Genomic DNA, 24,738 nt, shown 5'->3' with positions numbered 1-24,738 from the left:
TGACTGTAAACCCATTCACTCTTATCCTATCATACTTTTTGTCTCCGCGCCGCAATGAAGTATAAAAAAGCACGTGATAGCCAAATGGCCTATCGCGCGCTTAATCAGTCGTTGAATTATCAGTATTTTCACTACCATAATGATCTAAGAAATAAATCAATGTTTGTAATTCATTAGCTAAATCAACATTTTGTACACGCACCGTCGTAGGGACCGAAATACGGATCGGGGTAAAGTTCATGATACCTTTAACGCCGGCCGTTACTAATTCGTCCGCCACTTTTTGTGCGTCCTCAATTGGTACTGTTAAAATAGCGACATCGATTTGCTGAATCTGCAGTTGTTCCTTCATCTCAGCCATTGGGTAGACAGGTACCCCACTTTGAATCGTATTGGCGATCTCTTCATTAATATCAAAAGCGGCACTGATACGCACACTATTGGTCTGACGGAAATTATAGTTCAACAAGGCATGACCTAAATTACCAACACCAATCAAAGCAACGTTAGTCAAACGGTCTTGATTCAACGTCTTTTTAAAAAAGTTTAACAAACTTTCAACATCGTAACCATAGCCACGTTTGCCTAGTGCACCAAAATATGAAAAATCACGACGAATCGTCGCCGAGTCAACTTGAACTGCTTCAGAAAGCTCTGTAGAAGAAACGCGCTGCTTGCCGGCATTAAATAAGATATTTAAGTAACGATAATAAATTGGCAACCGTTTTGCCGTTGCCTTAGGTATTTTTGCTTCAGCCATTCGCTCAACTCCAAACTATGTTTTTTTTACTTGTGAATTAATTTCTTAATAACACTTGTTATCATACTGTATTTACTTGTGAAAAGCAATTGATTGCTCACAACATATTTTGCACATGCAGTCCTGAAACTAGCAAGATATGGTAGACTAAAGAGTATCTAAAAATTACTCAATGACCGCTAAAAAAGAATTTGCGCAAAGCATCATTAATAATTGTAGTGATTTAACCAAGGAATAGTCAATTTACAGTTATTGTTCTACCATTTAAATAAGCGAATAATTCATTCAGAAAGAAGCGAACCTCGTGATATTATTACAAGCACAAAACGTTGCCCGGCGCTTCGGTGCAGAAGTTTTGTTTGAAAACGTACAATTAGAAGTTCAAAGTAACGCACGCGTTGCTTTAGTCGGGCGTAACGGCATCGGCAAATCAACCTTATTAAAAATTTTGATCGGCCAGAACCCACCTGACGAAGGCCAAGTAATTACCAGTAAAGGTGTTAGTATCGGATATTTATCACAAGATACTGGTCTGGATTCGGAGCACACGATTTTTGCAGAAATGTTGACCGTTTTCGCCGATTTACGTGAAATGGAACAGCAAATGCATCAATTAGAAGCTCAACTCGGTGACAAACAATTATTGACCGATGATGAAGCTTATCAACAAGCGCTTAAACGCTATGAACAACTGCAGCATACTTTTACCGAACGTAATGGTTATGGCTATGAAGCAGAAATCCGCAACGTTTTGCATGGATTCGGCTTCGATGCTGACTATTATGAACATCGCGTCAGTGACCTTTCCGGCGGACAGAAATCACGCTTAGCCTTAGCCAAACTTTTACTGGAAAAACACGATCTACTGATCTTAGATGAACCGACCAACCATTTGGATATTGATACATTAACCTGGCTCGAAGGGTATCTACAAGGCTATGCCGGTGCCCTACTGATCGTCTCCCATGATCAGTATTTCCTCGATAAAGTAGCCACTGAAGTGTATGATCTTAGCCAACATACAACGCGACATTATCACGGTAACTACACCCGTTATCGTGAACAAAAGGCTGCTAATTTAGCACAGGAATGGAAGGCATACGAAAAACAACAGGCGGAAATCGCTAAATTACAGGATTTCGTCGACAAAAATATTGTCCGTGCTTCCACCACTAAACGTGCGCAAAGCCGCCGGAAACAACTGGAAAAAATTCAGCGGCTGGAAAGACCACAAAACGATGATAAAACGGTTCGTTTTAGTTTTACCGCAGACAAACCTTCTGGCAATGAGGTTTTAACGGTAACTAATGCCGCTGTTGGTTACGGTGATACCATTTTGGCCGATCCGATCAACTTACAAGTGAAACGTCACCAAGCCATCGCCATCACTGGACCAAACGGAGTCGGCAAATCGACGCTACTTAAAAGCATTCTAGGCCAGATCAGCTTTTTACACGGTGCAGCCCAATTTGGCACTGGTGTGGACGTTGGTTATTATGATCAAGAGCAGGAAAACTTACACAATCAGAAAACTGTTTTAGGCGAAATTTGGGATGAACACCCGATGATGCCAGAAGCTGACATTCGCCGCATTCTCGGTAGCTTTTTATTCACCGGTAGCAACGTTGAAAAATCAGTAGCCAGCCTTTCCGGTGGTGAACGTGCCCAGTTAATGCTGGTTAAACTAGCCATGAATCACAATAACTTTTTGATTTTAGATGAGCCGACTAACCATTTGGATATTGATAGTAAAGAAGTTTTGGAAGAAGCGTTACGAAATTATGATGGCACGATCCTTTTCGTCTCCCATGATCGTTATTTCATGAATAATCTAGCCACCTTGACCGTTGAATTGTCGCGCCAAGGTACTGAAACTTACTTAGGTAATTATGACTATTATTTGGATAAAAAAGCTGAGGCTGCTGCGATTGCTGCCGAAAAAGCACCAGAAACCGTTACTGCTACCAGTGCGGCACCAAGCACTGATCAACAACAATATCAGTTAAATAAGGAACAACAAAAACAAGAACGCAAATTACAACGTGAAGTTACCGCATTAGAGCACCAATTAGAAGAGTTGGACCAGCAAGATCAACAATTACAATTGGCGATGACCCAACCCGATACTTTACAAGACCCTGCCAAACTAAACGACTTGCAGCAACAACTGGAAGCCATTCACCAGCAACAACAAACAGTTGAGGATCAGTGGGAACAACAAAGCTTGGCGCTAGAAGAATTACATGCAAAATAAAAAAGATTGCCACCATGGCAATCTTTTTTTGCATGCTAGTTAACTAATTCCGCCTGTCGTGCGGGCGTCATATAATCAAATGACAGACCTGGTTTAGCGTTTAAATGACCATCCGCGCGAATCCCTTGGTGATAGAAAACATGCGCCGCAGCACCGATCATCGCCCCATTGTCGGCGCATAAACGTAACGGTGGCACTACGAAATCTACATCTGGCGTTTGCGCGGCAATTTCTTGCTGGAAACGAGCCCGCAATCCACTATTAGCCGCCACACCGCCGGCCATGACCAACTGCTTAACACCATATTCATGAACCGCTCGCATTGTTTTAGTCACGATTACATCGATCACACTAGCTTGAAAACTAGCAGCCAGATCTGCACGTGAAAGCTCCTCGCCACGTTGTTCAGCATTGTGCACCGTATTAATAAACGCACTCTTCAACCCGCTAAAGCTAAAATCGTAATTAGCTTCTTTGATCATTGCCCGGGGGAAATCAAATGTATCTTGACCTTGCTTAGCCAGCTCATCGATCTTTTTACCAGCTGGATAAGCGAGATTTAGTACCCGACCAACTTTGTCAAAAGCTTCACCTGCAGCATCATCCCGCGTATCACCAATAATCTCAAATTCCCCTGCTGCGCGCATATAAACGATCTCCGTGTGTCCACCAGAAACTAGCAACGCCAACAACGGATAAGTTAATGGCTTAACTAAGCGCGCAGCGTAGATATGGCCAGCCATATGATTGACTGGTACCAATGGTAATTGATGGGCAAAGGCCACTGCTTTAGCTGCCGAAACACCAATCAACAGTGCACCAACTAAACCAGGACCATAAGTCACTGCCACCGCTGTTAAATCGGCATAAGTCACACCTGCTTGAGTCATTGCTTCTTCTGCACACAAAGTGACTTGCTCCACATGATGCCGACTAGCGACTTCAGGAACCACACCACCGAAACGCTTTTGACTATTGATCTGCGAGGCGATCACATTAGATAGGATCGTGTCCCCATTTTCGACTACTGCCACACTGGTTTCATCACAACTTGATTCAAAAGCTAAAATTAACTCGCGTTGCTGCGACTTGTTCTCCATCATTATTCGATTCCTTCCATTCTAATGCCATAATCAAGGCGTCCTCCACCGGTGCCGTGTAATAAGTACGCCGGCGATTGATCACCGTAAAGCCAAGTTTTTTATATAATTTTTGTGCCGGTAAATTACTGGCACGCACTTCAAGATAAAAATAAACCGGCTGTGTTTGCGCCTGCAATAAAATTTGCCATAACTGCCAAGCAACATGCTGACGCTGGTATTGGGGCGCTACGACCACGTTAGTGATCTCAACCTCATCAAAAATAGCCGTATAACTAATAAAGCCAACCAGTTGACCAGCAACAACCGCAAATAAATAATACTGGTGCGGTGCAGTTAAATTAGCGCGAAACGTTCCTTCACTCCAGGGCGCGCCATTTGGATAGCTGGCTGCACTAACTTGGTAGCACCAAGTGCCTAACCTTGCTGCACGCTGGGTGAGTTCTTTCTTATCAGGCCAATAATAGTCGATCATGGTGTTGTGCGCAGCGGCAATAGCATGTTCAGTGCGTCCTCATTATCAGCTACGTAATAGGCCTTTTTAATATTACCATCCTGAAAACCAAGTTTGCGGTACAGATGCTTGGCTGGTTCATTACTAACACGAACCTCCAAAGTCAGCTTGGCTGAAGGTAGTTCTTGACTTTGCCGAATCATCCACGTCATCAAAAAGCGACCAATACCGGCATTTTGATAATCGGGCTCAACAGCTAAATTGGTGATATGCGATTCGTGGGTCGTGAACCAACAACCAATGAACGCAATAATCGTATCGTGCGTAATCAGCACCAAATATAACGTATCATTGACCTTACGCAATTCGTTCGTAAACGATGTGCGGTCCCACGGTGTCGTACCTGCATAACAATGCCGTTCAACTTCCAACAATTCGTCTAGATCAGCTTCGGTGGCGCGACGCAGTGTAAACGGCTTACCCCCTAGACTAATTTCTTGGGCAGTAAAACTTAGCGGTGGTGTCATCGTCTCATTGTTATACCATTGTCTAAATTTCTTCCACATAGGGCTCATGTCCTTCATTGTCGGGATGTTGCTTCAACCAGTTGGCCTCGGCTTCAGTCATACGTAAATAAGTTGGAACAAAACCATGAATATCCTCAACTGGGGTTGCCTGCGTCCCTAACTGAGCTAGCTGGCCAGCATGGGGTAACGCAAAATTAGCCGTAGCGATCGTGCCTACTTGGCCAAGCTGTTCACTGAAAGCAGCGGTATCGCCAACAAAGAGTAGCGACTGCTTCGTCGCTACTAATTTAGGCAGCCACTCAGCTAAGGCAACATGACGATCCGCCAGTACACTGACTAATCGTCCATTCTGCCACTGGTAAGCACCAGTAAAAACGGCCTGCCGCCGCGCATCAAATAATGGCACGATCAACTGATCGCTGGCTGGTAGATTGCTGGCTAGCACCGCCAAACTCGAGATACCAACTAACTGCTTATTCAATGTCCATGCTAACGTTTTCGCGGTGGTTACAGCGATTCGAATCCCAGTGTACGATCCTGGTCCTTGCGCTACGACTACCCGCTCAATATCCTTGGGCTGCCTTTTTGTCGCAGTAAGTAAATATTCCAGTGCTGGCATCAATCCATCACTGTGCGTTTGCTTCACATTCAGTGTCACTTCGCCCAACAATTGTTGTTCAGTTGCCAATGCTACCGTCAATGCTTGATTTGATGTATCAATTGCTAAAACTAACATCTCGAACTTCCTTTTCAAAGTATTTGAAAAAATAACTTTTTCAAACACGTTTTCGCTAACGCCGTTATTTTAGTTCATAACAACTATTTTAATTTCCTCATCTTAGCACAAATCAATACTGGTTTCAGCTCGCCAGCTCTTTGTACTTCTAACAATACATTATACCAAAACTTACCTGTAGTGGCGGACATGGTTTTTAACCATTCTTGACGTAAAAACTACTGGCAATAATAAAATGAGCGAAAATTAATCATTTTCTGAGTGTATTCACGGGCATTTTTCATTTCTATCGGTTATATTAATCATGTAACCAAAACAAACCAAACCTTTTTCATTTTTCGACACTTCTTCCCCCGAAGAAGTGACTCTCCCCAGAACATCTTCCGCCCGAAGATGTTCTTTTTTTATTTAGCATAGTTGAACCTCTGCCAATAATGCTTATTATTTATTTATAGAAGAAACGACCTTAATCGTGGAATAGGAGTCGATGAGCAATGCAACGTATTTTAATTTTACATACTGGCGGTACGATCGCCATGGCCGAAAATGAAAGTGGTGCACTTACACCTAGTACAGCCAACCCATTAATGGCCTATAATAACTTGTTTCAAGGTAAATACGATCTAACTGTGGAAGAAGCCTTTAATCTACCCTCGCCACACATGACCCCAACAGAAATGCTGCAACTCAAAGATCGTATCGTAGCTGCCGAAAAAGATGGTATCGACGGTGTCGTTATCACCCATGGTACCGACACACTGGAAGAAACTGCCTATTTTCTTGATCTAACTTTGCCACCGCTGATTCCAGTTGTCATCACTGGTGCCATGCGCTCTTCTGATGAAATTGGTTCCGATGGTTTATATAATTTAACCAGTGCTTTAAAAACAGCGGCATCGCCTAGTGCGCGTGGCAAAGGTGTCCTAGTGGTAATGAATGATGAAGTCCATAGTGCGCGTTTCGTCACTAAAACCCATACGACTAACGTGGCGACTTTCCGTACACCAACTTTTGGGCCGATCGGTATTATGGAAAAAGATGGTGCTAAATTCTTTCAAGAACTCACCAATCAATCACTGTGTAAAATTGATCATGTGATCGATCAAGTCTATTTATTGAAAGCCTACGCCGGGATGGACGGCACTTTATTTGCAGCCTTAGATCGCCCTGAAACTAACGGCCTAGTGATTGAAGGCACTGGTGCTGGTAATTTGCCGCCACAAACTTTACCCGCAATCGAAAAGTTATTGGCACGGCATATTCCCATCGTTTTGGTTTCACGCTGTTTTAATGGCGTGGCCGAACCCGTTTACGGGTACGAAGGTGGTGGCCAGCAACTAGCCAAAATGGGCTTGATCTTTTGCCAGGGTTTAAACGGTCAAAAAGCGCGAATCAAATTATTAGTCGCCTTGTCTAGCGGTAAAACAGGCACAGAACTAGCCACTTACATGCGCGATGCGATTTCATAAGCAGACAAAAACAGTGACGCTTATTCCAAAATAGGAATAAAGCCTCACTGTTTTTTAACACTATTTTTTAGCTGCTTTTTTCTCAGCTTCTAATTTTTTTGAAAGCTCAATAATATAGTCTTTCAACTGATCCTTCACTTCTGGATGGCGTAAACCAAATTCAATATTAGTTTGCACATAACCAAATTTATTACCAACATCATAACGATTACCCTTAAATTCATGGGCAAACACTCGCTGAATTTTATTTAATTCATCGATTGCGTCAGTTAACTGGATCTCCCCACCAGCACCAGGTTTTTGATTTTCCAAAATATCGAAGATCTCTGGGGTTAGCAGATAACGACCAATGATTGCCAAGTCACTAGGTGCTTTATCGGCAGCTGGTTTCTCGACAAATTGGCGCACATTGTATAACCCAGGAAACTCTTCAGCTTCGGGATCGATCACACCGTACTTAGAAACCTCATCGTGGGGAACCCGCTTAACGGCTAAAGTTGACGCATGGGTCTTTTCGTAATCATTGATCAATTGCTTGGTCAACGGTACTTTATCCTCCATTAAATCATCGCCAAGCATAACGACAAAAGGTTCATTGGCAATAAATGACTTGGCCAAACGAACGGCGTCGCCTAAACCATTGGGATGTGATTGGCGAATGAAAAACAGATTAACTTTCATGTTGGTTGTCTCTTGAACAACTTTCAACATTTCATCTTTTTGTTTTTTGATCAAGTTTTGTTCCAGTTCAGGTACGGAATCGAAATGATCTTCGATTGGTCGCTTACCTTTACCAGTAATAATTAAAATATCATCGATCCCAGATGCTTGTGCTTCTTCCACGATGAATTGAATCGTTGGTTTATCAACGATCGGCAACATTTCTTTAGCCATTGCTTTAGTTGCTGGTAAAAACCGCGTCCCTAATCCTGCGGCAGGAATCACTGCTTTATGTACGTTCATTTTCATGCCTCCAATAAAAAGTATGATTTCATTATACAATAAGTTGGGCACCAGTTCCTTAAAAACACCTAATAATCGCAAGCGCATACAAGAATAAGCTAGTAACCACGGTAATTAAATAAAAAAGAGCCTAGGTATTGTCCTAAGCTCCAAAATAATGGCATAAAACTATAACTGTAACATTTTAGCTAATTGCTGATAATCACTAGAGGTCAGCTGTCTAATTACCCGATTGTAACGTGCCGGGATTTTGTCCGTTTGCAGTGGTGTGAAGTAAAAGCCTGCATGTGCATTAGCCACATAGGTTTCCAAATCAGGATAATCTTTGATCTGCGCTTTGTGATCAGTTAAAAAGCCCTTGAACTGCTGCAACAATTCATAATCATTAATTGGTTTCGTGCTGGTAAACATGATAAACCCTCCTCCTACAATAAATCAATAAAACGTTTGCTCTACGCCTTTAAAGTAACGCGTTCCACCTCACATAGCAAGTAATCTGTTACATTTATTATTTAATCTTAAGTAAATCTCATCAAGACTTTAAATAGTATCAAAAAAACTCGCTATTACACGTAACGAGTTTGCTTGGTTAACGATTTAATTGTCGTTCGAACTGAGCGAAATCTTGCGGTGTTAACTGACGAATCACCCGCTTATAATGCTTGGGAATTCGGACCTGGCTGCGCATAAACGGGGTCATAGTCGGTTGTTCCTTTTGCACGTATTCCTTGACTGATCGATATTGTTTGACTTGCTGACGGTGGTCTAACAAATAACTTTTGAAATGCTGAAACAGTTCATAATCAGAAATAGTTCTCGTGGCTGACAAGGTTCTCTTCCTTTCTAATTGACATGTAAGGTTGTTAATTTATCTGTTGGCTATACCATAACATATCTAGAAATTAGCACAACCAATAACCGGCAAAATTAGGGCTTTCTTAGCAACTTGTTACCAAATACCAATCTAAAATTTGCTCAGACGTAAAATAACATATCCATGTTAGCTTTTAATTCAAACCAAAAGCAGCTTGATAATAAATCGTACCTTTAACAGTTGATAAACCATCGTTGACCAGCGGCTTAAGCAAATAGTAGGCAGCTGGTACTGTAAAACTTGCTTTGATACCGTAGTTGCTGGCTGGTTGATAACCAAAGCGACTATAGTAAGCAGGATCACCTAAAATACTGATTGCAGGATAACCAGCTTGCCGCGCTGCTTGCTCCAAATAAGCAATCAAGCGACCACCAACACCTTGATGTTGATATTCCGGTAAAACAGCCAGTGGTGCTAGGACTAACGCTGTAACCGTCAGCTCTTGATCGCAAATTGTAATTTCCGATAAAAGCGCATGACCAATAATTTCCCCATTAGCCCTCTGTGCCACCACATCAAATTCTGGATGATAAGCATGCTCCTGGCGTAGCCGTCCTATCAGCTCATGCTCATCACCGTCGGTATATTCAATCCCCGCAAAAGCTTGTTTTACCACTAATTTAGTTGTTGCATATTCGGCTGGTTGCACTGGCCTAATTTTTATTTCCATCTAAAAAACCTCTCTTTTAATTTAATTGTATCAAAAAAGCCGTGCCACCCCTAGCCCGGCTTCAACCTCAATCTTATTTTATCTGTATTACAAAAGCTTGCTTAAATTTTACATCTAGACTCCAGCCGCGTTGATCATCGCTTTCATAAAATCCAAGCGCCGAATATGCCGCGGTATGAATTTCCGAATTTCATCATCATTGAAGCCAATTTGTACTTTATTTTCAGTGACCATAATCGGTTTACGTAGTAACTGGGTCCGTTCGCAAAGTAATTTTAAAGTTTCATTAAATGACATATCTGGTAGCTGAGCAGCAACTTCTGGATACGCACGCGAACGAGTAGAAATAATATCATCTAAACCATTTTCAGTCAGGCTTAAAATGTGCTTCAATTCTGCGGTCGTTGGCGCCTTTTTACCGACATTTTGTTCTTCAAATTGGACATCGTGGTCCCGAAGCCATTGGCGCGCCTTTCGTGAAGAATTACAACTTGTCTGCGTAAATAATTTGATCATTGTGCTTCACTCCCCTTATCTTTTGCCTTTAAAATTTATAGTATTCATAATGTATAATTTATTCCCAAATTGCAAGAACAAATTAGCCACGCAATAAATCCCGGTAAGACAGTATTTTCATTGATATTCATATTTTAAAGATTCAATCTTTAGCCGGCGGCAGCGGGGAAAAGCTCTTTTTGGGTTTGGTAACCTGACTGCCGGCGTGGTAAGTTGTTTAGCTTGGCTTCCACTGCTTGGATATCACTAGGGCCTAAAGTATTCATGGACAGGCCCTTAGGCACATCACGACGGATTATTCGATTATGCGCCTCATTTGTGCCTCGTTCTGAAGAGCGGTAAGGGTGGGCATAATAAAGGTCGGCAACCCCGTCAAGCACCGTCCCCGCCGCTGCGAATTCTGCCCCGTTGTCAGCGGTAACGGACTTCATGATATGCCCGTATTCTTGGCAGATCTTAGCCAGTTCGTAGTTGACTGAATCGGCGTCACGGCCATCAATCAAACGCAGGATCTGACAGCGAGATTGGCGCTCGATCAGCGTTAGAATGACACTTTCTTGGCCGTTACGTTTACCGACTACGGTATCCAACTCAAAGTGACCGAACTCTTGGCGCTGATCAATACTTTTAGGTCGCTCTTCGATACTTCGTCCGGCCAGACGCTTATGCTTGGGTGAATGGTGGTGTTTGGTGCGGCGCCGGTTTTTTTCGAGCAGATCAAGATTACGGACTTCAAGTAGTTGCGCATCGATATAGTGGTATAATGTCTTGGTCGAAACCATCTCCTCAGGTTGATATAAGCCTTCAAGTTTAGCGCGGCCCACCGCGGCATCAGGCGACCAACCGCTTTCATTTTTGTGTTGGAACATCAATGATAACAGAGATTTGTCTTGGTGTTTTTTATTTTTTCAATTAGCTGGATCTAATTAGCTAACTTGATCATAAAACGCGCGAACCCTTTTGTAAACCGCTTTCACCGAATAAACTTGGAAAGTTCATACAATATTCAAAATTGGTGGGAACTTCTAGTTAGTTGCAGGTATAAAAAAACTTCTTCCAAGTAGGAAGAAGCTAAACGAATCAGTGCTAAGTCATACCACTAAATTTTACCGTCCAAGTAACTGACGAACTTGTTTAATAATTTGCGCTCGTAAAAGTACAATCAATCCAGCATAGATAATTACGCCAGCACCAACTTCAATCAATAACCACATGGTATTAAACGGCTGTGTTGTATTGAGCCAAAAAACTACGGCAAACATCGCGAGCCCTGCAACCAAATATTTCCATAGATCGGCAAATAAATGGCGAACCGATAATTCATCGCGGACAACGTACAATTGATAGATTGTGACGCTAGCTTCAGATAGAACCGTTGACACAGCAGCACCAGCAGCACCAAAGTTAATGATCAACGGAATATTGAGGATCAAATTGACCACAGCTCCGATCGTGACTGAGATCGTAAAATCACGATTACGATTGGTCGGCATCAAATATTGCATCCCCAAAACATTACTCCAAGCAATCATTAGAATGGCAGGTGCTTCTAACATAATCAAAACATTGGTCGCTGCAAATTTAGCACCAAAGAACCAGACAGCAAATTTAGGTGCAATCGCCGCTAAGCCCATGGTCATTGGCACCGAAGCAGCCGTTACAAAGTCAAATGAACTGTACAGATAACGTCGAACTTGTACTTTATCGCCTTGGGCAAATGTATGAGCAACCCGTGGCAGCATAACAGTCCCCGTAGCCGTAACCACCGCTAAAACCATTTTAATAATTTTATCTGAGTTATCAAAAAATCCAGCTGCAGTCACACCGGTGATCTTCCCTAACATCGTCTTATTTAAAACCAAATAGATCTGCGTTGCTATTTGTGGAATGAACAACACCAAAGCCGGTCGTAGATGTGGCACTAAATTCAGCTTGTGCCAATTAACCTTTACTAAGTGACGGCGTAAAAACGGCCATAAAGTTAAATTACCAACCAACTGTGACCCAGAAATGATCAAAATATAAATTGCTAGATCTTGTGCCGTCTTAACAAATGAAAAAATTAAAATCACCGATACGATTTTAACGATCGTATTGCGGACCACCGTTGTGCGAAAATCCTCCAAACCCATAAAGAACCAAGAAATATCAAAGGCAGCGGCGGTAATCAATAATGACTGCATCAATAAATAAGTGTGGTATTGATCAGTAAAACCAAGGTAAATAAAAAAGGCTGCTTCCGCCACAATAATCGCCGAAAAACGCAACAATTCAATTTCCCAAAAGGCTTTAGTTAACTTATGCGGATCATCCCGATAAAAAGCTACCTCCCGGTTACCATACATATTAATACCGATACTACCGAATAACACAAAATACTGAATAATTGAATTAGTGTAGGCATTGATACCGACACCAGTTGGTCCAATCACCCGCGCAATGTACGGCGTTGTGATCAAAGGGACGAGTAACAGAAAAATCTGATAACCCGCATTATAAAGATAATTTTTAACGACTTTCATGTCATTCCTCGTTTCTAGAGCATGATCATAAATTTAGATCCGCTGACGCTAAAACAGCAATATTCTCAACCACTTATCGGTAGCCGAAAACTGGTTGTGTCCGCCAATAAAGCCAAGACAAAAATATTATACGACACATCCAATAAATGTTGATCGACGATACAACTGATTGCGGTCACCGCAATCAAAAGTGGCAACAAATACTCTTGCCGCCGGACTTCCCGCCAAGCAAACCAAGTATACCCCACCAACAACGACACCGAAACGATCAAACCAAAAGTTAGTAAAACCGTTAAGTATGATGAATCAATGAAAAAATATTCTTTCGTAATCAACTTGCCGGTAAAGTGCTTGAAACCTTGACTACCACCCCAGCCGTTGGTTCGTACCACTTGACCAAACCATTGCGGATCGTAACGGTCAAGTGCTTTACGACCTAATTGCAAGCGTGTTGATAGTAAATGATTCAAATCTTCGAGCCACTTTATTTTCGGTGAGTAGAAGTAACTCAAACCAATCGATAAAGCCGCCCCGATCGCCATTGCCCCAACACTGATCCAACTAACTAACAACGCCGGCTTAAAGCCTTTTTCAATCAACCAATAAACGCTTAATAACACCAACAAGATCACGATCAAAACAGTGTCGAGGCGTGCATCACAATAAGTCCACACAAACCAAGCGGCAAATAAACTCAGCAACCAATCGTACCATTTGAAATGGCCATGCTTTACCGCCGCATAAGTCAATAATAAGTACAACACATGCGCCGCAAAGTCAGTTGGGTATTGAATGCCAAATGAATTGCGATATGTCCCCTGCCGTAAATAACGCAGGTTAGGGATCAGATCCAACCAAGCAGAAACGAAAATCAAAATAAATGTCGCTAAGCCAACTAATAACGCGGTTTTAGCAATCACTGCAAAGGAAACGCGCCGCGCACCAATGATCAATAGATAAACAGCGATCAAAATATAACGCCCCGAAGTCCGCGCCGTCCAGGCCACCAAAACTAAGCCAGTGAAGATCACGATCCACTGCCCCATACTATAATGATCAAAGACGACTATTTTCGTCAATAGAAGTGGTACTACTACCGCCATAACCACGAGTTCAAAACGCACCGGCAGTGCATCGTTGTACATCGACGTCGCAAAAAAAGCATGGCCGAAAAAAAGGCCAAACGCCGCTAAATACAGGCCTGCCGCCGTGATCCGACCAGTAGATGATTTTATCATCATCGCACTACCTCCGCCAAGCTGTATAGATAAACGTTGCCAAAACGCCTAAGTAAAGACCAAATAATAACCCACCTAGTGTTAATTTTTGCACACGGTTACCATTGATCAACGTTGACCGCTTAGCTGCTGCCTGCTCAACAACCTGAACCGACCCAGTATTAGGAACTAACTGCGGCAAATGTTGCTGCACCGACTTAGCCAATAAATTAGCCGTCTGTGCCGCTAACTTAGGACTACTACCTTGAACTTTTAATTGTAAATTTAATGTATTTTGCGCCACTGAAGTGCTGATACCGGCAGTCAAAGTGTCGATACTGCCTTGATAACCTTTGACCTTAAGCAACTGCTCTTGCACCGGCTGTACGATCATATTGCTCTTAGCCAGTTGACGATACGACGCCATTGCCAAAATATCCGCGTTACGCTGATTAGGATCGTTATTGGGATGATAGATCATCACCGTGCTAGATGCTGAATAAGTGGGCACTATCGTCCGTTTACCCCACGCAAACGCCCCTGCAGTCACGATCAACGCTGTGACCAACCATATGTACCAGTAACGGCCTAGCGCCAACAGAAATTCCCCAAATGAAAGCCCGTCGCGCGTTGAATTACTCATCATCATTGCTATCCTCCAAAACTAATTTCGCTATCGGCAAGCCGACATTACCTAGTTTAGCAAAAAACCGCGCAAATTGCGCGGTTTGTTTTTTAAGGTTCAGTTATTTTTGCATAACGAACTAATACATTACATATCAGTAAACCTAAAATTATTATACTATATTGTCTCAATACCTTTACTTCTCAAATAGTTTCTCAACTTATTAAACTGGTTTAATACAAATTCCGGTGTACCCTCACCAACCCCAACAGAACGAATAACATCTAAATAACCCTGTCTTGGTTGTGATCCATCATACCAAATCATAACTAAGTGATTTGAACCATCTGCCCCAATAATTAAATAAGATTGATAAAAACTGGCCACCGAGATATCATTATTCCAAAAAGTACCAATTTCATTTGGAATTAGCTTTATATTGACATTATCCATAGGCCTTAATTGATCTTGAGGTTGTATATTGGCATTGACCTGAATAATTTGTTCTCCCTTTCTAGAAAAATACGAGATTATTGGATATACCTGAACAATGGCACCAGATTTTACATTAATTTGTACTGGATACATACTTACTTTAATAAGTCTTTTATTTCGTAATTGTGTAACAGAAACTTCACTAGGTTTTTCTGATAATTGTGTAAATGTTATAGTAGAATGTACAATTGCTCTATTCTTTTCCGTAATTATTTTATTGAATTCTGTATTCTTTTTATTTTCCTCGGTGTTTCTTTTATTTTCAGCAGCAATATTCTTATTCAATTCTAGCGCTTTAAATGCAATAAAAACCGAAAGTAATGATATAAACCAAGGTACAATAATTTGTAAAATGTTCAAAATGCTTAATTTTTCCATAAAATATCCTTTTTGTCTTCTCTTTTAAAATTAAGGCCTAAATTTCCTGATTTATTCACAAAGATATGCAAAATACCCATCAAACACATGCATCACGCGTTTGATGGGTATTTTGTATTTTCACCTTTTAAGTACACAAAAAGAGCCTCAGCTCTGGTATAGTTAAATTGCTAAACAAAACCACATGAGAGAAGAGGACTCTATATTGAAAACTTTACAGGAAATGGCATTAAATTTCAACCCCAAATTGCAAGAACAAATTAGCCACACGATAAATCCTATTAAATCAGTATTTTCATTAATATTCATATTTTATGGACTTAACTTAACCGGCGGAAGCAGCGGAGAAAAGCTCTTTGGGTGTTTGATAGCCAGTTTGCCGGCGCGGTAAATTGTTTAGCTTTGACTCAACTGCTTGGATATCATGAGGACCCAAAATATCCATGGATAGACCCTTGGGTACATCGCGGCGGATCATTCGATTATGCGCTTCGTTAGTCCCACGCTCAGAGGAACGATATGGATGGGCATAATAAAGGTCAGCGACACCGGTAAGTACAGCGCCAACTTCCGAGAACTCAGCGCCATTATCGGCAGTAACTGACTTCATGATTGATCCGTATTCTTGACAGATCTTGGCCAGCTCATAGTTGACTGAATCGGCATCACGACCATCGATCAAACGTAGAATTGGGCAGCGGGATTGACGCTCGATCAGCGTTAAGATCACACTCTCTTGACCGTTGCGCTTGCCCACCACGGTGTCCAATTCGAAATGGCCGAACTCTTGGCGCTGGTCGATACTTTTAGGCCGTTCATCAATACTCCGTCCGGCCAGACGCTTGTGCTTGATCGAGTGATGATGTTTGGCACGGTGGCGCTTTTTTTCGAGTAGATCAAGATTACGGACTTCAAGTAACTGGGCATCAATATAGTGGTATAGCGTCTTGGTCGAGACCATCTCCTCAGGTTGATATAAGCCTTCAAGTTTGGCCCGTCCTACTGCTGCATCAGGCGACCAACCATCTTGACGCAAATGAGTCGTAAAATAGTCGATAAAATCAGCGACACCGACGAGTTTCAAAGGTCGATGACAGTGGGCTCGATTAGCTTCGTACTTAGCTTGTGCTGTTTCTGGTGAGTATACAGCGTAATATTGGCGTTGACCATTCACTTTTTTTACTTGGTCGATCTCGCCGCGGCACAATTCATTATTGATTGTTTGATGACAAACATTAAGCGCTCTGGCAATTGCACGATTGGAATAGCCTTGGCTGTGCAGCGTAGCAATTCTGCCTCGTTCAAACGAAGTTAGGTGCTGACCTTTTTTTCTGACTGTGGTATTCTGTTCTTGCATCAAGACAATAACCTCTTTCATTGTTTGTGTAGGAACATCAATGATAACAGAGATTTGTCTGGGTGTTTTTTATTTTATCAATTAGCTAAAAGTATTTGGCTAACTTGATTATAAAACGCGCGACTGATAAACATCGTATTTCAGCAAAAGATAAAGACATACCCGTCAGTTTTCGAAAAAATACGAAAACTGACGGGATTTTTATGAACTATGAATAATTCAGGCAATTATAGTGTTGGTTGAATTCATCTCTTTCAATTATTTTCAAGTTGAGTTATAATTTATCGTAATTTAGGGCAGTTGCAGGCGAAACCCATATCAAATTGCCGTTGGCACTTTTAGTGTGGAGAGGATTTTATATGCGAATAAATGTCTTACAACATACACCTAATGAAGGGCCAGGGGCTATTTTAGACTGGGCTCAAATCCATAATCATCAAGTATATATCTATCACCCATATCGATTTGGATATTTGCCGACAGCAGAAAAAACTGATATGTTAGTTATTTTAGGTGGTCCAATGAGTCCAAATGACGATCTTCAATGGATTAAACAGGAACGTGAGTTAATCCAAGGTCTTTTAGATAGGAATGTTCCAATGTTTGGTGTCTGTTATGGTGCTCAACAAATTACTAAAACACTAGGATACGCTGTTACCAAATCTCCTGCTAAAGAAGTAGGGTGGGCTCCAGTTTATCGTAAAAGTATGGTAATTCCTGATTTGCCAGACGAATTATTAGCTTTGCATTGGCATGAAGAAATGTTTGAAATCCCATATGAGGCTCAACTTCTTTTCTCAAGTAAAGCTGTTAAAAATCAGGGATTTGTGCTGAATCACCGAGTTATTGGTTTACAGTTCCATTTTGAACCCCAAGCTGATAATGTACGTGAAATGGTTGTTAATGACTTCCCATATATAAAAAATTCGGTACTTGGTCAATCTGCTACTGATATTCTAAAAAAAACTGTACCTATTGAGAATAAAAGAGTACTGTTTAAAATGTTAGATTATATTACAGAAAAGTTATAGTTACGCAAAAAAGCCACCTCAGACAAGGTAGCTTTTTTGTTATTCTTTGATTTGTAAAGAAAGACAAGGACTGTGGGAATAACTGTAAAAATAATAAAAAATCAGGCAAACTTTGCAGTCAAGTTCATCTGTTTTGATTGTCAAAGCCGGCATAGCAACGATAAAGAGATAAGATAACTAGTTATTATAATATTCTTCGACTAGTACAAGTATTTCTTCGATTTCTTTACCTTGCCATGGAACCGGATGATGGTTAGTGTACTGGCTTACAATATTGTCAACTTTTTAAAGCAGCTAGCACTGACAAAACATGATTCCGGCTTGTGCGTTAGCACATTGCGGATCCGTTTATTCAAAGTTTCGGCACGTGTTGTGCATACTGGCCGACGCATTCAGTTGCGGCTGAGCTCGTATCATGTTTACCATCGGCTGTTCTACCAGGCTCTACAGCGTATCCAGGCTATTGAATAACCGGCAAAATTAAAAAAATCTGTACAACCAAGGGACAAGTGTATCCAAAAGTTCAAAGCAATTCTGAGTTAGTTGAAAGATCTCACTAGCTAGAACTGATAAACATCGTATTTCAGCAAAAGATAAAGACATACCCGTCAGTTTTCGAAAAAATACGAAAACTGACGGGATTTTTATGAACTATGAATAATTCAGGAATTTAAATAATATTAAACATCGACAAAAAAACAATTTATTGAATTGCCTATGCACTATTAAAAACGAACAATAAAAAACGCCTATTTTTGCTCTTTAATAATATAAATTGGCCGCTTCTTCGCTTCTAGGTAAATACTGCCGATATATTTACCTAAAATCCCCAAACACAGTAACTGCAAGCCACCAATCATCAAAATAATCGAAACCATTGAAGCCCAGCCGGTAACTGAGCCGCCATAAATGATCTTACGTACAATAACGAAGACAACGCCCATTAATGATACTAAGAACGAAAGAAAACCAACTAAGGTCGCTAAATTCAATGGTGCGTCGGAAAAGTCAATGATTCCATCAATCGAATAGCGTAACAATTTCCAAAACGACCAGGATGTTTTACCGCCAACACGATCGTGATTCTCATAACTGAGGTATTTGGTTTTAAAGCCAACCCAACTCAAAATTCCTTTAGAAAAGCGATTGTATTCACTCATTGATAACACTGCGTCCACCACTTGGCGGGTCATCAAACGAAAATCCCGCACCCCATTTTTGATCGGTGTTGAGGAAATTTTATTGATAAACCAATAAAAGCCGTTAGCAAAGAATGAACGAATCATTGGTTCACCACCACGATCAATTCGTCGTGTGCCGACAACATCATAACCTTCATCCTCAATACCGGCTAACATCTCAGCTAATTGTTCCGGCGGGTCTTGTAGATCTGCATCCATTACTGCAACATAATCACCCGTTGTTGCCTGTAATCCAGCATAGAGCGCCGCTTCTTTGCCAAAATTACGTGAAAACGAAATATAATGGACCTGTTGCGGGTCTTTTTGCTGTAAATCGCGTAAAATATCAAGCGTTCCATCTTCTGAACCATCATTGATAAACCAATATTCTAGTTCAGCTCCGCGCAAAGTTGGTTTTACATCTTGTAAAGCGGCATAAAAAAGTGGTACCGTTTTTTCTTCATTAAAACATGGTACAACTAATGAAAGCTTCTTTGTCATTTTGTCCTCCGTTAACCTTGTCTAAAACTAATTATCGTAGAAAGCAGTAATAACATCAAGCCTTTAATCTTAAAAAATCCATGTTGACACTTCTTCAAGTTGCGGGTAAATTTATCTAGTCAGACGAAGGAGTGGATTATTATTATTCAATTAATTAAAAAGTATCGATCCGTCATTAGCTATTTAGTCTTTGGCGGCTTAACCACCTTGATCAACATTGTTGCATTTACTTTGTTAAACTCAGTAATGAACTATCAAGTAGCTAACATTATTGCCTGGTTTCTCTCCGTACTATTTGCTTACGTCACTAATAAGATTTGGGTATTTTCATCTAAGACACAGGGATTTACGGCCCTGGTCAAAGAGATGGGCTCTTTCTTTATTTTTCGTGGCCTATCACTGATTATGGATATCTTCATGATGTGGTTGGGTATATCCATTTTGCATGCTAATCCTGTATTGACAAAAATAGTTGATAACATTGTCGTGGTTATCGCTAATTATTTCTTTAGTAAATTGTATATTTTTAAATCAAACAAATAGGTTTCAGCTATGCAAAAGCGTGATTCCATTCTATCCACGACCAATCGTGATATAATCTAGCTAGAAATAGACGTCTAGTGAGGTGAATATCATGAAACGATTAAGCATTGTCATGCTGCTTTTAATCACATTGAATTTAACTGCTTGCAGTAATAATTCAAAAACTCATAGTAATTCAGCTTCGAGTTCAGCTAGCGAGAAATCAGAGCAAGTTCGCTCAAGTCAAGTCAGTGTCAGCAGTTCTATAAGTTCATGCAATAACAGCGTTAACGGCACAGATACTCAACAAAGTAGTTTGCAACAAAATACCGTACAAAATAGTTCTAGTGATAAGGATAGCAATAATTCTAATGTTGAATCGGCATCTAACAAATCTTATGATAGTAATGTACAATCGCATAATGATATGCAAAATAATCCTAGTGATAGTTATAACAACAAAGTCAATAATAGCTCCGAGGCAGGATTAGAATCTAACGAATTTTATAACGGCAATGTACAGTCGCATAATAATATGCAAAATAGTCCTAATGATAGTTATAATAACAAAGTCAACAATGATCCAAATGCTGGATCAAAGTAGAAATAAAAAGCTTTAACTAAAGTAACCCCCTAAGATTGGACACCAAATCCAATCTTAGGGGGTTACTTTAGTACTCAAAACATATGATGTTTCATTTTACTATTTGGCGAAAATATTAGATTCGATTTGTTTCCCTTTATAGAATGTTGCCAGAAAAATTGATAGCGTCGATTATCGTAAAAATTACGTGCAAATGGAACATGAGGTATTATCACTAAAGCTAGCATTGGTATGATCAAACGATATAAAATAAGTATAATCGCTAACAACCAGGAAGCATACCGAGTAGAAAAATAAGACATCAGATGTCCCAAGAAAACAAATCCCGTACCATCTAGAGAATGAAAACACATAATTAACAGAGAACCTTGACCTATTTTTTGTAAAAATAAAACTAATTTTTTAGCCCCTAAAAATTTAAAAATTAAAATAGAAGCTTTAAAAATGACTAAACTCGAACCACATCCTGCAACAATGCCGACTAAGTAGTCGGGTGCATTTCCAGACGATAACTGAAACATACCCAATTTTGCACTGAGTAACCAAATTGAAATTGATCCAACATAGTAAGAACTACTCAAAGTTTCCAAAATTCGATATTTTTTTACTATATATCCAAAATAAAAGAAACTCTGGCTTATTAAAGCTGAATCCGCAGTCCAAGGCATAAAAATACGCTTATGTATTAGAATCCCCAAAGCAGTAACCAACAATATTAAGCTTACACGACTAAACTCTGCCATCTGGTACCGATCAGCCAAACGCATCAAGAGATTGAATAAGACAACAGCAATAAACATACATGGTAAAAACCAGATAACCCCAACTGGTGGTATAGGTCCATAATGCTGATTGCTTACTACACTCTCCATACTCTGTCCTGCCGCATACGCGACCCGAATAAACATACTAGGTAAAGATACCCAGTTATTAGCAAATATATTAGTTAACAACTTATGCTTAGCCAACAAAGAGCCGAGTATAATTATCGCTACTGAAAATAGATATGGTAGTAACAAATTATTAAATCCTGACTTCAGAGACTTTTTAATTGACTTACTTTTATAGAGATACCCACTTGCAACAAAGAAGACAGGTAAGTGAAAGGCAAATATAAAGTTCACTAAAAAAGCACCCCAAGCAAACTGCTGAATGCCGCTATTTTGTAAACCATGCCCAATAATAACAAATATTATGGCTATCCCACGAACAATATCAATCCAAACAATTCTTTTCTTCATCTCAGCCTCATTACTCCACTCAACACAAAATTAAATTTAATTAATCATCACTATTATCCTTGTATTCAAAGGATTCAGTATAATTCTCCTGCTCAATGGTATATCTTGGCCTTTGCTTAACTTCAATAAATATCTTCCCAATATATTCACCAATAACACTGATACATATTAACTGTACACCACCAATGACCCATATTGAAGTCATCAAAGATGCCCAGCCAGTTATAACTGCTCCACGTAATTTCTGCATTAAAGTATAAACAAACAAACCAATACCAACAACGACTAACAAAATACCCAAGTTCATAATCAACCGAATTGGAACAGTCGAGAAAGAAGTAATTCCATCAAAAGCAAATTTAATCATTTTTTTTAACGGATACTTTGAAGTGCCCGCAAAACGTTCCTTCCGAGCATAATAGACTTTTGTTGAGGGAAAACCAACTAAAGGTACCATTCCACGTAAAAATAAGTTTCGCTCCTTAAATGCTAATAAAGCCTTCGTTGCTCGTTTACTCAATAAACGATAATCAGCCGAGTTTGGAACCATATCTACCCCTAATCGCCGCATTAATCCATAAAAAGCCATTGCAGTACCGCGCTTAAAGGCAGTATCTGTATCCCGATTATTGCGAACACCATATACTACATCGTACCCATTATAGTATGCTGCAACCATTTTAGGAATTGCATTAATATCATCTTGTAAATCAGCATCAATTGTAATAATCATATCTGAATAATTAACTGCTACTGTCATACCAGCAAGTAATGCATCTTGATGACCAAAATTACGGCTGAACTTAATTCCTGTCACATGAGGTAACTCATGACTATAATTCTCAATAAGATTCCACGTATCATCTTTACTACCATCATTGACAAATAATAATCGACTTTGTGAATCAATTTGCTTGGACTTAATTAAACTATCTAAAATATTGCTTAGCTCTTTAACCGTCTCTGGCAGAACCTCTTCTTCGTTGTAGCAAGGAACGATAACGGTCAACTTTTTATTTTGCTTTATTGAACTCATATACAGTTTACTCCTTAATCTAACTACTACATAACCTATGTTTAAGCCAGTCAGCTAATCTGGCATAGCCTATACTTGCTAACATTAGTATAATCGGTAAGAATTGAATCAAATAGCGTGAACGACCGCCCTCAAATAATAGTAAAAATAATAATAATCCAGCGAAAGCTAGCTGTAACATAAGTATTCTCGGATCACTAATTGATATAGTTAAAAGTATACCAAATGAAACAAAGACCCAGATTACCTGACAAAACACTCGATAATATATCTGTCTTTGCGCGTTTGGATAAAAGAAGGATTTAATAAATCGATGCTGTGTTGGATAATAATCTATTAAAAAGTTTCCTTCTTTTCCCCAACCTAGCGTACCATCACCAGTATTATAGTAATTCTTCTTAATCAGGAATTTAATATAGCCCTTCACTCCAAAAGCCTTTAAACGTTGAAAAATAATTTTTTTATTATAAGCCGTTCGTTTACTAACCGTTGGTTGATTAATACTGTTAATAACATCTGTTCTTGAATAACGACCTGTTTTTTGTAATCCCATCATCATAAAATGTGCTGCTGTAAAACGTGCATTACAATCTAAGTGAACAATTTTTTGTTGATTAGTGAATTGTGTAAATCCCTGCTGTAAAACAATAAAACTGGTAGCCAAGATTAAACTACTTAAAAGTAAAATAACTATTTTTGTTTTACGAATCGATTTAGATAAAATAAGTACTATTACACCAGCTAATAAAATAATAACACTGGTAGGCTTCAAATGATAAGCAAACCAGAGCGTGATTCCAATCTCCAGTCCGCGTAATAAGTACCACTTTGTATTACTATACCTAAAATAAGTCAGTAATAAATAACATAAAATACTGTTGGGTAATAAAACCAATGTATCTGAATAAAAAACAATTATCCACGGTGTAAACACAAAAAAAGTAATACTCAAAAAGCCAAAAATAAGTATTTGTATCTTTTTTGGATTGAATATATTTAAAATTAAATAATTAATAATAATGGTTAAATCCAATACTACTATATTTAAGATAATTAAAACCGCTAAAAAGTTAATTGCACTTGGTCTACCCGCTAAAACAAAAATTAATCTCTCTAAAAAGAATAACAATAGATTATTAGGGTACCTAGACAAATAAGACTGTCCACTGCTACTCAGACTTGTATATGTGGCTTGATTCATGATGCCACCAGGGTCAAAACCAGTTGGCGCTTTTAATTTTAATGCAATAATTATTTGAAGACTAATTAATAGAACTGCCAAACTGTATTTAATTAGCTTAATCTGAAAAATACTCCTTATTTTTTTTATAAAACTACTGGAATAATACCTGAAGGCTATATATAATACGACACAGATTACCGACACTATTACCACAATTATGTATCTTCTTCTTAAACTATTAACGATAAAGTTATCTGATACTACTGTGCTAATAAAAAATAGAGTATATAAAACTAAACAACTGAATTTTGCTAACAATAATAATATGTTCTTCAACTTAACCACAACATTCACCCCGGATCCTTTACACAATAAACAACGTTTTTCATTATAGCACACCTCTCATTAAGCATGAATTATTGTAAAATCAATGTATTCGTTTTCTTTTACTGCTTGTATATAAGTAAAAAAAGCCTATCATATGATAATATTTACCTAATTTTTCAAGTGATTTACCATGAA

The 24,738-nt window shown here is 39.6% G+C and carries 25 protein-coding genes and 1 pseudogene; 6 read left to right on the top strand and 20 right to left on the bottom strand.

Features of this window, described 5'->3' with window-relative positions; all coding sequences use genetic code 11:
• Positions 1–100: 100 nt before the first annotated feature.
• A complete protein-coding gene (locus tag LC20001_RS05735) occupies positions 101–760 on the bottom strand; it encodes a redox-sensing transcriptional repressor Rex (RefSeq protein WP_003679989.1) in 660 nt (219 codons plus the stop codon).
• 304 nt (positions 761–1,064) lie between these two features.
• On the opposite strand from LC20001_RS05735, the gene LC20001_RS05730 reads away from it, so the two are divergent.
• Positions 1,065–3,014, top strand: a complete 1,950-nt coding sequence (locus LC20001_RS05730; RefSeq protein ID WP_010009840.1) for an ABC-F family ATP-binding cassette domain-containing protein — start codon at positions 1,065–1,067, stop codon at positions 3,012–3,014.
• Between the two features lie 35 nt (positions 3,015–3,049).
• Here the strand turns inward: LC20001_RS05730 and tsaD are convergent, their stop codons facing one another.
• From tsaD to tsaB, 4 genes are read right to left on the bottom strand one after another with little or no spacing between them, the layout of a single operon-like run.
• Positions 3,050–4,114 (bottom strand): tRNA (adenosine(37)-N6)-threonylcarbamoyltransferase complex transferase subunit TsaD, encoded by a 1,065-nt coding sequence (tsaD, locus tag LC20001_RS05725; protein ID WP_010009841.1) that lies wholly within the window; start codon positions 4,112–4,114, stop codon positions 3,050–3,052.
• Complete coding sequence (gene rimI, locus LC20001_RS05720; RefSeq protein WP_010009842.1) at positions 4,071–4,589, bottom strand: ribosomal protein S18-alanine N-acetyltransferase; 519 nt, start codon at positions 4,587–4,589, stop codon at positions 4,071–4,073. Before rimI (LC20001_RS05720) ends, tsaD begins: the two co-directional genes overlap by 44 nt.
• Entirely contained in the window at positions 4,586–5,134 is a 549-nt protein-coding gene (gene rimI, locus LC20001_RS05715; RefSeq protein ID WP_010688021.1) for a ribosomal protein S18-alanine N-acetyltransferase, read from the bottom strand. Before rimI (LC20001_RS05715) ends, rimI (LC20001_RS05720) begins: the two co-directional genes overlap by 4 nt.
• Complete coding sequence (gene tsaB / locus LC20001_RS05710) at positions 5,118–5,831, bottom strand: tRNA (adenosine(37)-N6)-threonylcarbamoyltransferase complex dimerization subunit type 1 TsaB (protein ID WP_010009844.1); 714 nt, start codon at positions 5,829–5,831, stop codon at positions 5,118–5,120. The genes rimI (LC20001_RS05715) and tsaB overlap by 17 nt, the downstream gene beginning before the upstream one ends.
• A gap of 494 nt (positions 5,832–6,325) precedes the next feature.
• Here tsaB and LC20001_RS05705 point away from each other — a divergent pair, with 494 nt between their 5' ends.
• A complete protein-coding gene (locus LC20001_RS05705) occupies positions 6,326–7,300 on the top strand; it encodes an asparaginase (RefSeq protein ID WP_003679996.1) in 975 nt (324 codons plus the stop codon).
• 60 nt (positions 7,301–7,360) lie between these two features.
• Here LC20001_RS05705 and galU read toward each other — a convergent pair whose 3' ends face one another.
• From galU to LC20001_RS05650, 11 genes and pseudogenes are all read right to left on the bottom strand, one after another.
• Positions 7,361–8,263, bottom strand: coding sequence for a UTP--glucose-1-phosphate uridylyltransferase GalU (gene galU, locus LC20001_RS05700; RefSeq protein ID WP_003679999.1), 903 nt, complete (start codon positions 8,261–8,263; stop codon positions 7,361–7,363).
• A 168-nt stretch (positions 8,264–8,431) separates the two neighbouring features.
• Positions 8,432–8,674, bottom strand: a complete 243-nt coding sequence (locus LC20001_RS05695) for a hypothetical protein (protein WP_010009846.1) — start codon at positions 8,672–8,674, stop codon at positions 8,432–8,434.
• Between the two features lie 178 nt (positions 8,675–8,852).
• A complete protein-coding gene (locus LC20001_RS05690) occupies positions 8,853–9,092 on the bottom strand; it encodes a hypothetical protein (protein ID WP_010009848.1) in 240 nt (79 codons plus the stop codon).
• Positions 9,093–9,270: 178 nt separating this feature from the next.
• The gene (locus LC20001_RS05685; protein WP_010009849.1) at positions 9,271–9,807 is read right to left on the bottom strand and encodes a GNAT family N-acetyltransferase; all 537 of its coding nucleotides are present in this window, start codon (positions 9,805–9,807) and stop codon (positions 9,271–9,273) included.
• A 114-nt stretch (positions 9,808–9,921) separates the two neighbouring features.
• Positions 9,922–10,323: a Spx/MgsR family RNA polymerase-binding regulatory protein gene (locus LC20001_RS05680; RefSeq protein ID WP_003679912.1), complete on the bottom strand. Its 402-nt coding sequence runs from the start codon at positions 10,321–10,323 to the stop codon at positions 9,922–9,924.
• Between the two features lie 149 nt (positions 10,324–10,472).
• Positions 10,473–11,231 (bottom strand): annotated as a pseudogene (locus LC20001_RS05675) (IS30 family transposase); the annotation flags it as partial.
• 198 nt (positions 11,232–11,429) lie between these two features.
• Positions 11,430–12,845, bottom strand: a complete 1,416-nt coding sequence (locus LC20001_RS05670; RefSeq protein WP_003679916.1) for a flippase — start codon at positions 12,843–12,845, stop codon at positions 11,430–11,432.
• A 65-nt stretch (positions 12,846–12,910) separates the two neighbouring features.
• Positions 12,911–14,086 (bottom strand): hypothetical protein, encoded by a 1,176-nt coding sequence (locus tag LC20001_RS05665; RefSeq protein ID WP_010009853.1) that lies wholly within the window; start codon positions 14,084–14,086, stop codon positions 12,911–12,913.
• 4 nt (positions 14,087–14,090) lie between these two features.
• Entirely contained in the window at positions 14,091–14,711 is a 621-nt protein-coding gene (locus LC20001_RS05660) for a YveK family protein (RefSeq protein WP_235804476.1), read from the bottom strand.
• A gap of 153 nt (positions 14,712–14,864) precedes the next feature.
• On the bottom strand, positions 14,865–15,560 hold the full coding sequence (locus LC20001_RS05655; RefSeq protein ID WP_010009861.1) for a hypothetical protein: 696 nt from the start codon (positions 15,558–15,560) through the stop codon (positions 14,865–14,867).
• A gap of 325 nt (positions 15,561–15,885) precedes the next feature.
• Positions 15,886–16,917 (bottom strand): IS30 family transposase, encoded by a 1,032-nt coding sequence (locus LC20001_RS05650; protein ID WP_169925065.1) that lies wholly within the window; start codon positions 16,915–16,917, stop codon positions 15,886–15,888.
• Between the two features lie 359 nt (positions 16,918–17,276).
• Between LC20001_RS05650 and LC20001_RS05645 the strand changes: the two genes are divergently transcribed.
• Entirely contained in the window at positions 17,277–17,948 is a 672-nt protein-coding gene (locus LC20001_RS05645; RefSeq protein ID WP_010009865.1) for a type 1 glutamine amidotransferase, read from the top strand.
• A 246-nt stretch (positions 17,949–18,194) separates the two neighbouring features.
• Positions 18,195–18,419 (top strand): transposase, encoded by a 225-nt coding sequence (locus LC20001_RS14765; RefSeq protein WP_081455888.1) that lies wholly within the window; start codon positions 18,195–18,197, stop codon positions 18,417–18,419.
• Positions 18,420–18,697: 278 nt separating this feature from the next.
• On the opposite strand, the gene LC20001_RS05635 is transcribed toward LC20001_RS14765, so the two are convergent.
• Positions 18,698–19,630 (bottom strand): glycosyltransferase family 2 protein, encoded by a 933-nt coding sequence (locus LC20001_RS05635; RefSeq protein ID WP_010009867.1) that lies wholly within the window; start codon positions 19,628–19,630, stop codon positions 18,698–18,700.
• Positions 19,631–19,768: 138 nt separating this feature from the next.
• Here LC20001_RS05635 and LC20001_RS05630 point away from each other — a divergent pair, with 138 nt between their 5' ends.
• A complete protein-coding gene (locus LC20001_RS05630; protein WP_029507971.1) occupies positions 19,769–20,173 on the top strand; it encodes a GtrA family protein in 405 nt (134 codons plus the stop codon).
• Positions 20,174–20,264: 91 nt separating this feature from the next.
• The gene (locus tag LC20001_RS05625) at positions 20,265–20,756 is read left to right on the top strand and encodes a hypothetical protein (protein WP_010009869.1); all 492 of its coding nucleotides are present in this window, start codon (positions 20,265–20,267) and stop codon (positions 20,754–20,756) included.
• Between the two features lie 74 nt (positions 20,757–20,830).
• On the opposite strand, the gene LC20001_RS05620 is transcribed toward LC20001_RS05625, so the two are convergent.
• The 3 genes from LC20001_RS05620 to LC20001_RS05610 are packed head-to-tail and all read right to left on the bottom strand — an operon-like array spanning position 20,831 to position 24,315.
• On the bottom strand, positions 20,831–21,997 hold the full coding sequence (locus tag LC20001_RS05620) for an acyltransferase family protein (protein ID WP_003679924.1): 1,167 nt from the start codon (positions 21,995–21,997) through the stop codon (positions 20,831–20,833).
• Positions 21,998–22,037: 40 nt separating this feature from the next.
• Positions 22,038–23,033 carry a glycosyltransferase family 2 protein gene (locus LC20001_RS05615; RefSeq protein ID WP_003679926.1) on the bottom strand — a complete coding sequence of 332 codons (996 nt, stop codon included), beginning with the start codon at positions 23,031–23,033 and terminating at the stop codon, positions 22,038–22,040.
• A gap of 19 nt (positions 23,034–23,052) precedes the next feature.
• A complete protein-coding gene (locus tag LC20001_RS05610; RefSeq protein WP_263850866.1) occupies positions 23,053–24,315 on the bottom strand; it encodes a glycosyltransferase-like membrane protein in 1,263 nt (420 codons plus the stop codon).
• Positions 24,316–24,738 lie beyond the last annotated feature (423 nt).

The organism is Loigolactobacillus coryniformis subsp. coryniformis KCTC 3167 = DSM 20001 (assembly GCF_002706425.1).
Taxonomy (GTDB): domain Bacteria; phylum Bacillota; class Bacilli; order Lactobacillales; family Lactobacillaceae; genus Loigolactobacillus; species Loigolactobacillus coryniformis.
Note: the sequence above shows the minus strand (reverse complement) of the source record. Positions and strands in the feature narration are given on the sequence as shown.